General features: G+C 51.7%; 11 protein-coding genes. 7 read left to right on the forward strand and 4 right to left on the reverse strand.

Features of this window, described 5'->3' with window-relative positions; all coding sequences use genetic code 11:
• Window positions 1–74: 74 nt before the first annotated feature.
• The 5 genes from xseA to dxs all read left to right on the forward strand — a co-directional run bounded on the left by xseA (window position 75) and on the right by dxs (window position 5811).
• Window positions 75–1538: an exodeoxyribonuclease VII large subunit gene (gene xseA / locus ACK5LI_RS04015; protein ID WP_416946470.1), complete on the forward strand. Its 1464-nt coding sequence runs from the start codon at window positions 75–77 to the stop codon at window positions 1536–1538.
• A complete protein-coding gene (locus ACK5LI_RS04020) occupies window positions 1535–2476 on the forward strand; it encodes a M23 family metallopeptidase (RefSeq protein ID WP_416946472.1) in 942 nt (313 codons plus the stop codon). Before xseA ends, ACK5LI_RS04020 begins: the two co-directional genes overlap by 4 nt.
• Before the next feature lie 31 nt (window positions 2477–2507).
• Window positions 2508–2735, forward strand: a complete 228-nt coding sequence (locus ACK5LI_RS04025; protein ID WP_416946474.1) for an exodeoxyribonuclease VII small subunit — start codon at window positions 2508–2510, stop codon at window positions 2733–2735.
• A gap of 84 nt (window positions 2736–2819) precedes the next feature.
• Window positions 2820–3734 (forward strand): polyprenyl synthetase family protein, encoded by a 915-nt coding sequence (locus tag ACK5LI_RS04030; RefSeq protein ID WP_416946476.1) that lies wholly within the window; start codon window positions 2820–2822, stop codon window positions 3732–3734.
• A gap of 169 nt (window positions 3735–3903) precedes the next feature.
• Complete coding sequence (gene dxs, locus ACK5LI_RS04035; RefSeq protein WP_416946478.1) at window positions 3904–5811, forward strand: 1-deoxy-D-xylulose-5-phosphate synthase; 1908 nt, start codon at window positions 3904–3906, stop codon at window positions 5809–5811.
• Window positions 5812–5931: 120 nt separating this feature from the next.
• On the opposite strand, the gene ACK5LI_RS04040 is transcribed toward dxs, so the two are convergent.
• The 4 genes from ACK5LI_RS04040 to dnaE all read right to left on the reverse strand — a co-directional run bounded on the left by ACK5LI_RS04040 (window position 5932) and on the right by dnaE (window position 11415).
• Window positions 5932–6588 carry an NAD(P)H-dependent oxidoreductase gene (locus ACK5LI_RS04040; protein ID WP_416946480.1) on the reverse strand — a complete coding sequence of 219 codons (657 nt, stop codon included), beginning with the start codon at window positions 6586–6588 and terminating at the stop codon, window positions 5932–5934.
• Between the two features lie 321 nt (window positions 6589–6909).
• Entirely contained in the window at window positions 6910–7533 is a 624-nt protein-coding gene (locus ACK5LI_RS04045) for a MarC family protein (RefSeq protein ID WP_416946482.1), read from the reverse strand.
• Window positions 7533–7925: a 6-carboxytetrahydropterin synthase QueD gene (queD, locus tag ACK5LI_RS04050; RefSeq protein WP_416946484.1), complete on the reverse strand. Its 393-nt coding sequence runs from the start codon at window positions 7923–7925 to the stop codon at window positions 7533–7535. The genes ACK5LI_RS04045 and queD overlap by 1 nt, the downstream gene beginning before the upstream one ends.
• Complete coding sequence (gene dnaE, locus ACK5LI_RS04055) at window positions 7918–11415, reverse strand: DNA polymerase III subunit alpha (protein WP_416946485.1); 3498 nt, start codon at window positions 11413–11415, stop codon at window positions 7918–7920. Before dnaE ends, queD begins: the two co-directional genes overlap by 8 nt.
• Before the next feature lie 276 nt (window positions 11416–11691).
• Here dnaE and ACK5LI_RS04060 point away from each other — a divergent pair, with 276 nt between their 5' ends.
• Window positions 11692–12057 carry a hypothetical protein gene (locus ACK5LI_RS04060; RefSeq protein ID WP_416946487.1) on the forward strand — a complete coding sequence of 122 codons (366 nt, stop codon included), beginning with the start codon at window positions 11692–11694 and terminating at the stop codon, window positions 12055–12057.
• The gene (locus tag ACK5LI_RS04065; RefSeq protein ID WP_416946489.1) at window positions 12058–12942 is read left to right on the forward strand and encodes an HD domain-containing protein; all 885 of its coding nucleotides are present in this window, start codon (window positions 12058–12060) and stop codon (window positions 12940–12942) included. It begins immediately after the preceding gene.
• The last annotated feature ends 21 nt before the right edge of the window (window positions 12943–12963 follow it).

The following is a 12963-nucleotide window of genomic DNA, read 5'->3' on the forward strand; positions in this document are numbered from 1 at the left end:
CGGACACATCGGGGGATGCTTTACAGCGATACCCTCGTTGTCTTTTTTATCTGTAAGGGCTGGAACAGAAAAACATGACGAAGATATTCTCAGTCGGTGAAGTCACCAGAGGTATCAAAAGCACGCTTGAAGGCGCTTTTCCGTTCGTGTGGGTTCGCGGGCAGGTTTCCAACTTGTCGCGCCCTGCTTCCGGCCATGTATATTTTTCGCTGAAAGATGATGACGCTACGCTTGCCTGCGTATGGTTTCGTAATGCGCAGCGCGGCGAAGAGGCTTTTGACCCGCTTACGGGCGAAGTATTTGACGACGGTCCGCGCCCCGGATTGTCTGCCACCATGCAGAACGGGCAGGAACTGCTGTGTGCCGGACGTGTATCCGTTTACGGCCAGCGCGGAGTGTACCAGCTGATAGTTGAGCTTGCGCAGGAGTTTGGTCTTGGGGAACTCCACCTGCGCTTTGAAGAGCTTAAGAAGAAACTTGCGGCACTGGGCTGGTTTGATGCTGCCCGTAAACGTCCGCTGCCTCGTTCGCCCCGTGAAGTTGCGGTGGTGACCGCTGCCACAGGTGCCGCTGTGCGCGATTTTGTGCGCATTGCTGATGAGCGCGGTAGCGGTTGCGAGATCCGTATTTATCCGACTCCTGTTCAGGGTGATGATGCTCCGCCTCGAATTGTGGACGCCATCAGGCTTGCTGCAGAACACGGATGGGCAGAGGTCATTGTTGTCATTCGCGGGGGTGGTTCGCTGGAAGATTTATGGGCTTTTAACGATGAGCGTGTTGCACAGGCTATTGTGGAAAGCCCGCTGCCGGTTCTGGCTGGAATCGGACACGAGGTGGATACCTCTATTGCCGATATGGTGGCGGACCTGCGGGCAGCAACGCCTTCACACGCCGCGCAGTTACTGTGGCCCGAAAGAACGGAACTGGCTCAGCGGCTGGATGACGCAGAGGCCGACCTTCATCGTTCATGGGAACAGGGCATGCAAAGGCGAGAGCGCGATCTGGCGATGTGTGAGCGTGCCTTACACTGGTTGTCGCCTGCCCGTGCATTGGAAAGGCTCGACGAACGTTTTGTTGATGCGGTCCGCAGACTTGAACGTGGAATGAATTTGTTGCTCGACCGTAAACAGCAGCAGGCAGACATGGCAGGCAGAGCCGTTGCGCTCAGTTACGGTCCAGCAGTGCTGGATGGTCAGTCGCGTCAAGTGCATGAGCTTTCGGCAAGACTTGGCAGGGCAGGGGCCGCTTTTGCTGACAGACTTGAAACGCGGCTTGAGCGGGAAATCCTTCGTCTTGACGGAGTGGACCCGCTGCGTCCGCTGCAACGGGGATATAGCCTTGTTCAGAGGGCGGATGGCAGCTTTGTGCGCAGCCTTGCTGAAATGGAAACCGGTAGCCGACTGCGGGTTACCGTTCAGGATGGTAGCGCAGATGTTACTGTGGATGCACTGCACCCGCAGAAAATTTTGGATGCTGTGGCCGCTTCAGCGGTGCAGGGGGGCAAGGCAGCAAAAAAACGCAAGGAAACTGGTGTATGATGCTGTTTGCAAAACAAGTCTCTGGTAGCGGTGTTCGAATGTTATCCTCTTTTGTCCGGCTTGCTGTAACTCGGTCTTGTGTTCTGGTTTCCAGTCTGAGTTTTCTTCTGGCTTGTGCTGTTCCGTCCGCTTTTGCAGCTGTACGTCTGGAGGCACCGGAAATCATTAATCCCGGGCAGCCGTTTGTTGTCACTCTGATAGCAGATGAACCTTTGCAGAATGTGGTGCTTGAGTGGCGTGGCAAAAAGCTTGAGCTGCCTGTGTCGTCTGTGACGACGGAACAGGGTTATGCTCTTTATGCAAAGGCACTACTTGGTTTGCCGCTGAGTGAAGATTCGTCTTCTGTTCCTCTTCAGGTGCGTGCGTTCGTTTCAGGTGTAGCGCATACCAGTTCGCGCACGTTGAAGGTGCAGCAGAAAAAGTATCCGGAACAGCGCCTGACGGTGAAGAAAAAGTATGTGGATATTGCAAAGAACGACCTTGAGCGCCACAAGAAGGAACGCGAACGTGTAAACGCTGTTCTTGCTTCGATTACGCCTGAACGGTATTGGGATGTGCCTATGCAGCGCCCTGTGCCCGGCAGTGTCTCCAGCGTATTCGGGCTGCGTCGTTTTTTTAATGACCAGCCGCGCAAGCCGCATACAGGCGTGGACTTGCGGGGAGCGGAAGGTACCCCCATTTTATCCTGTGCAGATGGTGTTGTTGCCCTTGCCGAAAACCACTTTTTTTCCGGTAATGCCGTATTTATCGACCATGGAGAAGGTGTGGTCAGCATGTATTTTCACATGTCCCGTATAGACGTAGTGCCGGGGCAGCAGGTTAAAAAAGGCGAAGCCATTGGCGCTGTGGGCAGCACCGGCCGTGTTACCGGTCCGCACCTGCATTTCGGGCTCAGTCTTCAGGGGGTTTCGGTAGACCCGATGCCGTTGTTCGAGTAAGTCATCGCAATCCGTAGCGCGGAGAAACAATATGAGTGATGTCGAGAAAATTTCTTTTGAAGCGCAACTTAAGCGGTTGCAGGATATCGTGGCACGCCTTGAAACAGCGGAACTGCCGTTGGAAGAAGGTGTGGCTTTATATAAAGAAGGGTTGGAACTGGCTGCAGCCTGTCGAAAACAGTTGCTTACTGCCCGCAATGATATCAAAGTGTTCAGCGAGGGCGTTCTGTCCGATTTTGAACTGCAGCCTGAAGAGTAGGCTGCTTTTTCTGAAACAGGATTTAAGTTCCAAGTTATTGTAACGCCTGAGCTGATTACCAATTTTCTACACAGGGATATGTTAATGACTCAACCGGTTACCATGTCAGCGCACGTAATGAAGGAGCGTCTGAAGGCGGAAGCTTTGGAAGTGGAAGCGTATCTTGGGCAGTGTCTGAAAGGACGCGGAATCCCATGCCATCTTCTGGAATCCATGGATTACAGCCTGTTGGCGGGGGGCAAGCGTTTGCGCCCTGTGCTTTGTCTGACAACTGCCGGACTTTTCGGTTTGCCGCGTGAAGTGGCAATGCCTTTTGCGGCGTCTATCGAACTGATTCATACTTATTCGCTCATTCACGATGACCTGCCTGCCATGGACGATGATGACCTGCGCCGGGGGATGCCTTCAAATCATAAAAAATTTGACGAAGCTACAGCCATTCTGGCTGGCGACGGCTTGCTGACCGAAGCTTTCTGTCTAATGGCTTCTGTAGGTGCACACGTAGAGCCTGCCCGTGTTCTGGCTGGTATTGCTACCGTGGCTGCTGCAGCGGGTGCCGGAGGTATGGTCGGCGGTCAGGTTCTTGATATGGATTACACCGGTCGCTCGGATGTAAGCCTTGATATGCTGCGGGGTATGCACGCCATGAAAACAGGCGCACTTATCCGCTGCGCATGTCTTGCTGGCGCTCAACTTGCCGGTGCATCTGAAGAGGACCAACAGCTGATTGCCCGTTATGGCGAAGGGATCGGCTCTGCTTTTCAGATTGTGGATGACATTCTGGATGAAATCGGAGACGAAGCCACTCTCGGAAAGCCGGTTGGCAGCGACAGGGAGCAGGGCAAAAATACCTATCCCAGCATGCTTGGCCTGAATGAAAGCAAAGCTCTTGCACAGCAGCAGGTGGATGCCGCTATTGAATGTTTGAACAGTTTTGATGGTGAAAATGTTCTTTTCCTGCGCACTGTTGCGCAGTATATAGTTGATCGCGTGGCGTAGGCTGCCACCCGTTTCCGGCTGCTTCCGGACGGGATATATAATGCCGGTCGCAAGGCACCGGCGCGGCGCGTATCGTACGTGTTGATTCTGCGGGGGACACGGCGAAAGCACACTGCGCGTTGCGTATACACAGTGCCGAATTTGCCCGCTGATATAACGGGATGAAATAATGAGCCAAAGTGGCGATATGATAGAAAACGTGCTTGATAGCATCAAACACCCTACGGATGTGGCAAAGCTTGATGCTGATCAGATGAAGCAGCTAGCGGCAGAGTTGCGCGAGCGCATAATCAGTACAGTGTCACAGAACGGCGGCCATCTTGCGCCTTCGCTTGGCGTGGTGGAACTCACACTTGCCATGCTGTCTGTATTTGACCCTGAAAAAGATAAATTCATCTGGGATGTCGGACATCAGGCATATGCATGGAAGCTGCTTACCGGAAGGCGTGATGAGTTTTCAACTCTCCGTCAGTTCAACGGGGTAAGCGGCTTTCCTAAAATGTCCGAAAGTCCTTACGACCATTTCGGCGTCGGGCATTCTTCCACCTCGATTTCTGCCGCCGCCGGTATGGCTATGGCGCGTGACCTTTCCGGTGATGATCATGACGTCATTGCTGTTATTGGTGATGGCTCCATGACAGCCGGTCTTGCCTTTGAAGGACTTAATCAGGCCGGTCATCAGGGGCGTCGCCTGCTTGTCATTCTTAATGACAATGAAATGTCTATTTCAAAGAATGTCGGGGCGCTGTCTTTGTTCCTCAGCCGTAATCTTTCTTCCCGCTGGGTACGGCGCATGAAGCGCGACGTGGAAACATGGCTTAAGTCCGTTCCCGGCATTGGTGAAGAAATGCTGAATTATGCCAAGCGTAGCGAACACAGCCTGAAAAGTTTTTTTACTCCCGGTATGCTTTTCGAAGCATTCCGCTTTAACTACGTAGGTCCTGTAGATGGGCATGACGTCCGTAATCTTGCAAAGGTTATGGAAATGGCCCGTAAGCTTGACGAGCCTGTGCTGCTGCATGTGCTGACCAAGAAAGGCAAAGGCTATGAGCCTGCAGAGCACAACCCGACGTATTTCCACGGGGTGGGTAAGTTCGAGCTGGAAACAGGCGAAGCATGCAAGTTTGTAGATTCCGACTCGCTGCCGTCGTATACCGAGGTATTCGGTAACACGCTGTGTACTCTGGCGGAAAAGGACGAACGCATTATTGCAATTACCGCAGCCATGCCCGAAGGCACCGGAGTCGGTACGTTCAGCAGGCGTTTTCCTGACAGGTTTGTCGATGTTGGTATCTGTGAACAACATGCCGTCACATTTGCGGCAGGGCTTGCGGCACAGGGCTACCGGCCTGTAGTGGCTATTTATTCCACCTTCCTGCAACGTTCGTATGACCAGATTGTTCATGATGTCTGTCTGCAGAACCTTCCTGTAACGTTCTGTCTGGACAGAGGCGGGCTTGTCGGAGAAGACGGACCTACGCATCACGGTTCGTTTGATCTCAGCTATCTGCGCCATATCCCGAATCTGACGATTATTGCTCCCAAAGACGAGGCTGAGCTGCAGGATGCGATGAAAACAGCCATCAACAGCAACGGGCCTGTGGCAATCCGGTATCCCAGAGGCATTGGTAGCGGGGCCTGTCTGAAGTCAGAGCCTGATTCCTTGGAAATTGGTGTTGGCGAAGTTCTTAAACAGGGAAGCAGCGTTGCAGTGGTGGCTGTGGGTAGCAGGGTGCATCCCGCACTGGCAGTTGCCAATGAAATTGAAAATGAAACCGGCAAGGCCGTGACTGTTTTTAACGCCCGTTTTGTAAAACCGCTGGATGTGGACAAGCTTGTCGAGCTTGCGTCTACCCATGAAAAGTTGCTTTTGCTTGAGGAAAACACCATTGCCGGCGGATTCTCTTCCGCTGTGCTTGAGGCTTTGGCAGACAGAACCTGTCTAGGCGGTGTCACGGTCAAGCGTCTTGGCTTGCCGGACAGCTTCGTTCCTCACGGTACCCAGAAGCAGCTTCGTAAACTGGTTGGAATTGATAAACAGTCAATCCGAAATGCCTTGTTGGAACTGCTGGCTTAGCAAATACACTATGATGACTAGAAAAGCGCCTCCCGTTTGTGAGGCGCTTTTTTTTATTGTATACTAAAGCGCCCCGCATTGCGGGGCGTCAGTGTTTTTATAAGAACGTAAAAAAGCTTCCTACATCCATTCAACCACTTCTGTCATGGGATGACGGGCTTTGGGGCGCGGTTCCCGTGCTCTGTAGCCAAAAGCGCACATGCAGGCGACGCCATACTGGCTGAGGTCTACTCCCAGATGATCGCGGACTGCGTTGTTCAGGTCTTTTTCCACAAAGCCTTCCAGTGCGCAGCTGTCGATATCCATCATGGCAGCGGCGGTCATCATGTTTGCAAGCGCGATGTATGTCTGTCGGCACGACCATTCAAACAGGCGCATTTCATTGTCAATCATGTCGAAGTCGTTGCGTAGAAAGTTGCCGTAATAATCGGTTTTCAGAGCAATGATGTCATCGGGCAGGTTCAGTACTTCCTTCATGGCTCTTTGAATGTAGTCGCTGTCCGGCAGCAGGCGCGGGCGCTTGTGTGCAAGATACACTACCAGATGGCTGCAGTTGGGAATCTGCTTTTTGCCGCCCCATGTGTGTTTATGTAGTTCGGCGCGTTTTTCCGGTGATTGCACAACAATAAACTTCCATGGTTCAAAACCGAACGAGCTGGGAGCAAGCCTGCCTGCTTCAAGAATCGTTGAAAATTGATCTTCCGGGATAGTATGGTCTGGATCAAAGTCCTTACTGGCATGTCTGAAGCGAAATGGTGCAAGTACAGTGTCATTCATAGTGTGGCTCCGTTGTTGAGTACTATGTTGGTAGCTTTATAGGGTAGCCACCTGCGGGAACTTGTAAAGTAAAAAAGTTTCCTGCCGCGCTGAAAGCTGAACAAATTGTGTGGGGAAAGCGTGTTTTTAGCGTTGCCAGTTGGCGGCAGTTTGAATGTTCAGTAACGCCGGATTGTGGGCTGGTAAGCGTATGCGGGACAAGTGCAGGTGAGTGCCTGTCAGAGCAGGAGCAGGCGTAATAGTACTATAAGCGGTTAGATATGAAAAAAGCCCTGTATGAGCTTGCATACAGGGCTTTATGTCTGGGATGGATAGTGTGCTTTACAGAGAGTTTCTGAGGCTCTGAACCAGCAGCATTAGGCCGTTTTCCAGCATCTGCACTGCCAGCAGAACCAGAATAAGACCCATCAGGCGCTCTGCCGCGCGCATGCCACGCTTGCCCAGAACTCTGGTCATTTCCGGAGTCAGCAGCATTATGACAGCCGTTGCAGCCCACGCACTTAAAATACCCAGCAGAACAACAGGGGAGCCGGGGAAAGGAGCTTCCGCTTTGTGCGCATACAACATTACTGCAGCCAGAAGTGACGGCCCCGCGATAAGCGGAATGGCAATGGGCACAATGAACGGGTCCTGTGTTTTTTCCACTACCCCCTCTTCACGCGGAAAGATCATCTTGATTGATATCATGAACAGGATAGTACCGCCTGCCAACCTCAGGGTGGAAGGGTGAATATCCAGCATGGCGAGCATGGCATCGCCAACGTAGTAGAACAGGAAAATAATACCAAGCGCTATGCACAGCTCGCGGAACAGAATGGAGCGCATGGCTTTGGACGGGGTGCCCTTGAGCATACTGATGCACAGCGCGGCATTACCCAGCGGGTCCATGATAAGAAAAAGAGGCAGCGCCACTTCAAAGACACTGCGGAAAGATAGCTCGGTCATTAGTCTTCAATTTCCATATACGTTGCAGACTGCGCGGCTTTTTCAGAAACGGTGATGCTGTGCACAGCAACGCCGTATTCCTGAACCAGCGGTGACAGGTTCTGGTAAATAAAGCGTGCGAGGTTTTCAGATGAAGGATTGCACGCATCAAAGGGCGGAACCTCATTGAGCATGGTGTGATCTAGCTTTGAAAGTACTTCCTTGAGCGCAGTTTTAAGCACTTTGAAATCCACCAACAGCTCGGTGTCTTTCGTCAGTGTGTCGCCTTCGATGGTGGCCTCTACGCCAAAGTTGTGGCCGTGCATCGCCTCGCACTTGCCGCAGTAATTACGCAACGAATGAGCAGCAGCAAAATCAGAGCGCACAGTAAGGCGCCATTTTCCTTTAGGCATGGGCTGTATGTCCTTTTACTTTCCACTGGTTGAAATCGTTATCGAAAATCGGGCCGGGTTGGATAGAATATTCCGGTCCAAGTTGCAACAGGCACCAGCTGTCATCAATTACCAACTGCACGTTTACGGGAATGGGACCGCGGTTTTTACGTAACAATGCTTTTAAGCTGTCTATGTCTGTACCTTCCAGTTGCGAAAGGCCAAGTTCAATGGTGACCGGCTCTTCACTTTCGTAGCATGCCTTGGATAACGGGATAACAGCTTCGCCTATGATTTTAATTTCTTTAAGAATTTCTTCGCCGTCTTCCTGCTTGGGGGCTGTATCTTCCTCTTTTCTGTCACTGATTTTTGCTTCCAGCAAAAGAGGCTGGTCAGAATGCAGCATTTCACGGCATTCGGCATATGCATCAGGGAAAAACACACATTCACCGGAGGCTGTCAGGTCTTCAACCTGACAAAACGCCATACGGTTGCCTTTTTTGGTGATGATTTCTTTGATGGAAGTAACCAGCACGGCAGTTTTGAATGTTTGCTCAGGTCCCATCTCCCTGCAGTCTTCCAGCAGGCTCAGGCGCAGCCGGAAGATTTCTTTACGGTAAGGCTGCAGCGGATGGCTGCTCAGATAAAAGCCCAGAGCTTCTTTTTCCTTGCGCAGCTTTTCTTCGTCGTCCCATTCTTCCATTTCCTGCTCCGGGCAATCAAACCCCAGACCGGGGCAGACTTTCGGCTCTTCTGTCATTACCGAGAACATGGAAATCTGGTTGGACGCTTTGTCCTTTGCTTTTTTCTGGGCACGGGCGACAACGGTATCCAGCCCTGCAACCATTCCCTGACGCGAACAACCGAGGCAGTCGCAGGCACCGCTTTTAATCAGGTTTTCAAGCACACGCTTGGTAACTTTGCGCAGATTCACCCGGCAGCACAGGTCAAGCAGCGATGCAAAAGGGCCGTCCGCTTCGCGCGACTGTACAATTTCGCGGATGGCTTCATCACCTACGTTTTTAATACCGCCAAGGCCGTACGTAACTTTACCTTCCAGAACACTGAATTCACGGCGCGAAATCTGTACGTTAGGCGCAAGCACTTCCACGCCCATGTCTTTGCAGCAGGCTACATACTTAAGCACCTTCTCCTGGTTGTTCATTTCCGACGTCATCAACGCGGCCATGAATTCAACAGGGTGATGCACTTTCAGGTAGGCTGTGTAGTAAGAAATCAGCGCGTACGCGGCAGAGTGCGATTTGTTGAAGCCGTATTCCGCAAACTTTTCCATCAAGTCAAAAATTTCAGTGGCTTTCGACTCGGAAACGTTGTTTTCTTTAGCACCCTTCGTAAACTTGATACGCTCTTCGGCCATGGCCTCGGCGTTCTTTTTACCCATTGCACGACGCAACAGGTCCGCACCACCCAGAGTGTAATTTGCTACAATCTGGGCAATCTGCATAACCTGCTCCTGATATACGATAACTCCGTAAGTATCGCGCAGGCAGTCCCGCAGTGTTTCCAGCGGGTAAGTTACCGGAACCTCTCCATGCTTACGTTTGATGAATTCATCAACCATGCCCGAGCCAAGCGGACCGGGACGGTAGAGTGCAAGCATAGCGATGACATCGTCAAAGCAGGAGGGGCGCAGCATGCGCAGGTACTGACGCATGCCTGAACTTTCCACCTGAAACACGCCGTCAGTTTCGCCGCGGGAATACAGTTCGTATGTTTCCTTGTCGTCCAGCGACATGGTGTCGAGGTCAGGGGGGGTAAGCCCCTGCATGGAAATGAGGTCGAGCGCATCCTGCACCAGAGTCATCGTACGCAGCCCGAGGAAGTCGAACTTAACAAGGCCGACCTTTTCGACGATTTTCATGTCGAACTGCGTAACAATACCGCCTTTTTTATCTCGGTACAGCGGCAGATACTCAAACATGGGCTTGTCGGAGATAACAACACCTGCAGCGTGGGTAGACGCATGGCGTGAAAGTCCCTCAAGACGCATGGAAATATCAAGCAGTTTACGAATCTGCGGGTCGTTGGTGTACAGAGCCTTTAAGTCCGGCTCCATATCCAGCGCTTTTTTAATGGTCATTTTCAGGTCTTCGGGAATCAGCTTTGCGATTCTGTCTCCATCCTGAAATGACAGGCCCAGTGCGCGGGAAACGTCGCGTACCACCGCTTTTGCCTTCATTTTTCCGAAGGTGGTAATCTGGGCTACCGAGTCTTCACCATATTTACGGCCTACGTACTGGATAACTTCGCCGCGGCGGCGTTCGCAGAAGTCAACGTCGATATCCGGCATGGATACACGTTCGTTGTTCAGAAAACGTTCAAACAGCAGATTGTACGGAATGGGGTCAAGGTTGGTAATCTTCAGAGCCCACGCAACAATGGAGCCCGCAGCGGAACCACGACCGGGACCGACTGGAATATCGTTGTCTTTTGCCCAGTTAATAAAGTCCTGCACGATAAGAAAGTAGCCGGGAAAGCCCATGGAGCAGATAACGTCCAGCTCATTTTCCAGACGCGCCCAGTATGCAGGTTCATCAATCTGATTACGATAAGGAAGCGTTTCCAGACGCTTGTGAAGGCCTTCATGTGAAAGTTTGCGGAACTCCTCTTCCAGCGTCATGCCTTCGGGCAGTTCGTAATTGGGGAAATAGTAATTGCCAAGATCCAGCTTCAGGTCGATCTGTTCGGCAATTTTTACGGTGTTGGAAATAGCTTCCGGCACATGGCTGAACGCAGCAGCCATTTCGTCCGGCGATTTATAATACAGCTCAGTGGTGTCAAAGCGCATACGACGTTCATCCGTCACTTTTGCGCCGGTTTGGATGCACAGCAGGGTATCATGCGCTTCCACGTCTGTGCTTTCCAGATAGTGGCAGTCGTTGGTGGCAACCAGAGGCAGCCCTGTCACTTTGGAAAGCTCAATGAGCTTGTCATTCAGCTCGTCCTGTTCTTTGATGCCGTTAGACTGCAATTCAAGGTAAAAACGATCCGGATAAATTTCAGCGTATTCGTTAGCCAGCTCAATGGCTCTGTCCATCCCTTCATTCAGCAGGGCGCGCGGAATTTCACCCGCAAGGCAGGCGGAAAGGGCAATGATCCCTTCGCTGTATTCTCGCAGCAGTTCCTTGCTGACTCTGGGCTTGTAGTGAAAGCCTTCGGTAAAGCCGCGGGTAACCAGTTTGGCAAGGTTATGGTAGCCGGTGCTGTTTTGCGCCAGCAGTACAAGGTGGTACCGCTTTCTTGCCATATCACCCGTTTTGTCGGTGTGATCTCCATGGGCCACATAAACCTCGCAGCCGACTATGGGCTTAAGGTCCATTTTTTTGGCCATCTGATAAAAGTAGACAGCACCGTACATGTTGCCGTGGTCGGTAATGGCAACAGCGGGCATATTGAAATCTTTTGCTTTTTCGCAAAGGTCTTTCAGGCGGATTGCGCCGTCAAGAAGGCTGTATTCTGTATGGCAATGAAGATGAACGAAATTCGACATGCTGCTGAAGGGGCTAAAGGTGAGTAAACAAGGAATCTAACAGAAAAAAAACTTGCTCTCAATGTATGAAAATGCAAGAGGAAACAGGCGGTTGTGATCTTTTGTCCGGCTTTTGCTGTGTGCCGCATTATTTTGCACAACCGTTTTGCAGGTTGCAACCTGTCGTCAGCCGTCATACATCCAAAAACAGTTAACTGCAGATAGTATGACAACAATTTTCTGATTCCGGCAAGATGCACTAGCCGGAACACTATATCATAATGTGTGGGGAGAATAATGCTTTTTACAACAATCCGCCGGTTGACCTCCGGCGCTCTGGGCACCGTGTTGCTGCTGGGTGCTTCTGTCCAGCTTGCTCTGGCAGAACAGGCGGAAGCGACTGAAGCCGTTGCAGAGGGCTGGAAGCTGGAACTGGCTCTTTTTCTAAATACCAAATGGGGCCAATACGCCATGATCGGCGTGTTTTTTTTCCTGATTATCGCTTACCTCCGTTTTCTTTTCGGCCCTAAGGGGCTGATGCGTGAAAAAAAATGGGATGAGTGGAACGAGCAGGCCCGCAAGGCGAAAGAAGAAGCGAAAAAAAAGAACCCTGATGCCAAAGAACGCCCCAGCGGTCTTTTTTACAGGGGCGGGCAGGAGTAAATGAAACCTGTCGTCAACGGGCTGCCTGCAGGTGCAGGGAGTGCCTTTGATATGAGTGCCTGCTGCCCTGTAGATGCTTGCGCAGGGATTGATGTCGCCCCTCATGTACAGTGGTTTCGACGGTATGCAGCTTTTTACCTGCAACTGTGTTCTGCGGACAAAGAGCCGCTGCAGCTTAAGATTGATCACACTATGAGGGTGTTTGATAATGCGCGCCGGATTCTTGATGATGCATCCTCATGGGAACATACTGTTTTTTCTGAACAGAGAGTCATTCACCGCAGTGCACTGCTGGCGGCTCTCTACCACGATACGGGGCGTTTTCCGCAATATATTGCATACGGCACCTTCAACGACAGAACTTCTGTAAACCACGGGTTTCTGGGGTGTCGTACCTTGCGACAGTTGAATGTGCTTGGCGCGGAGCCCGCCAGAGTCAGCCGGAATGCACTTGCGGCAATTGTCATGCACAACAGAATGGCTCTGCCCGCAGGGATTTGCGCTGAACTGCGCTTTGTCACCGAAGTCGTGCGTGAGGCAGATAAGCTGGACATTATGTCTGTAATTGCAGAATATCTGCAACCGGACGGGCCTCGTAATGATGTGGTCACATTACATCTTGCAGACGAGCCGGAAAAGTGGACCGCCGGAATTGCGGAAAGCGTTCTGTCGGGGGGCGCTGTCCGCTATGAGGATATGCGCTATTTAAACGATTTTATTTTGTTGTTGTGTAACTGGGTGTTCGGCCTGCATTTTACTGCAAGCTGTAAAATGGTACGCAGGCAGGGCGTCATGGAAAAGCTGGTACATCAGTTACCGGCGGATAAGAGCGGAACATTGGGGCTGGTACGCGATAAGGTATTGATTGCTGTAGCAGCGGCCTGAAAGCAGCCGTTACTGACGGGG

Source organism: Oleidesulfovibrio sp. (genome assembly GCF_047973035.1).
Classification (GTDB): domain Bacteria; phylum Desulfobacterota; class Desulfovibrionia; order Desulfovibrionales; family Desulfovibrionaceae; genus Oleidesulfovibrio.

Coding starts and splice junctions, on each gene's coding strand:
- ACK5LI_RS04060 (WP_416946487.1), top strand. CDS start 11,692: ATGCTTTTTACAACAATCCGCCGGTTGACCTCCGGCGCTCTGGGCACC.
- dnaE (WP_416946485.1), bottom strand. CDS start 11,415: ATGTCGAATTTCGTTCATCTTCATTGCCATACAGAATACAGCCTTCTT.
- ACK5LI_RS04030 (WP_416946476.1), top strand. CDS start 2,820: ATGACTCAACCGGTTACCATGTCAGCGCACGTAATGAAGGAGCGTCTG.
- ACK5LI_RS04045 (WP_416946482.1), bottom strand. CDS start 7,533: ATGACCGAGCTATCTTTCCGCAGTGTCTTTGAAGTGGCGCTGCCTCTT.
- dxs (WP_416946478.1), top strand. CDS start 3,904: ATGAGCCAAAGTGGCGATATGATAGAAAACGTGCTTGATAGCATCAAA.
- ACK5LI_RS04040 (WP_416946480.1), bottom strand. CDS start 6,588: ATGAATGACACTGTACTTGCACCATTTCGCTTCAGACATGCCAGTAAG.
- xseA (WP_416946470.1), top strand. CDS start 75: ATGACGAAGATATTCTCAGTCGGTGAAGTCACCAGAGGTATCAAAAGC.
- ACK5LI_RS04065 (WP_416946489.1), top strand. CDS start 12,058: ATGAAACCTGTCGTCAACGGGCTGCCTGCAGGTGCAGGGAGTGCCTTT.
- ACK5LI_RS04020 (WP_416946472.1), top strand. CDS start 1,535: ATGATGCTGTTTGCAAAACAAGTCTCTGGTAGCGGTGTTCGAATGTTA.
- ACK5LI_RS04025 (WP_416946474.1), top strand. CDS start 2,508: ATGAGTGATGTCGAGAAAATTTCTTTTGAAGCGCAACTTAAGCGGTTG.
- queD (WP_416946484.1), bottom strand. CDS start 7,925: ATGCCTAAAGGAAAATGGCGCCTTACTGTGCGCTCTGATTTTGCTGCT.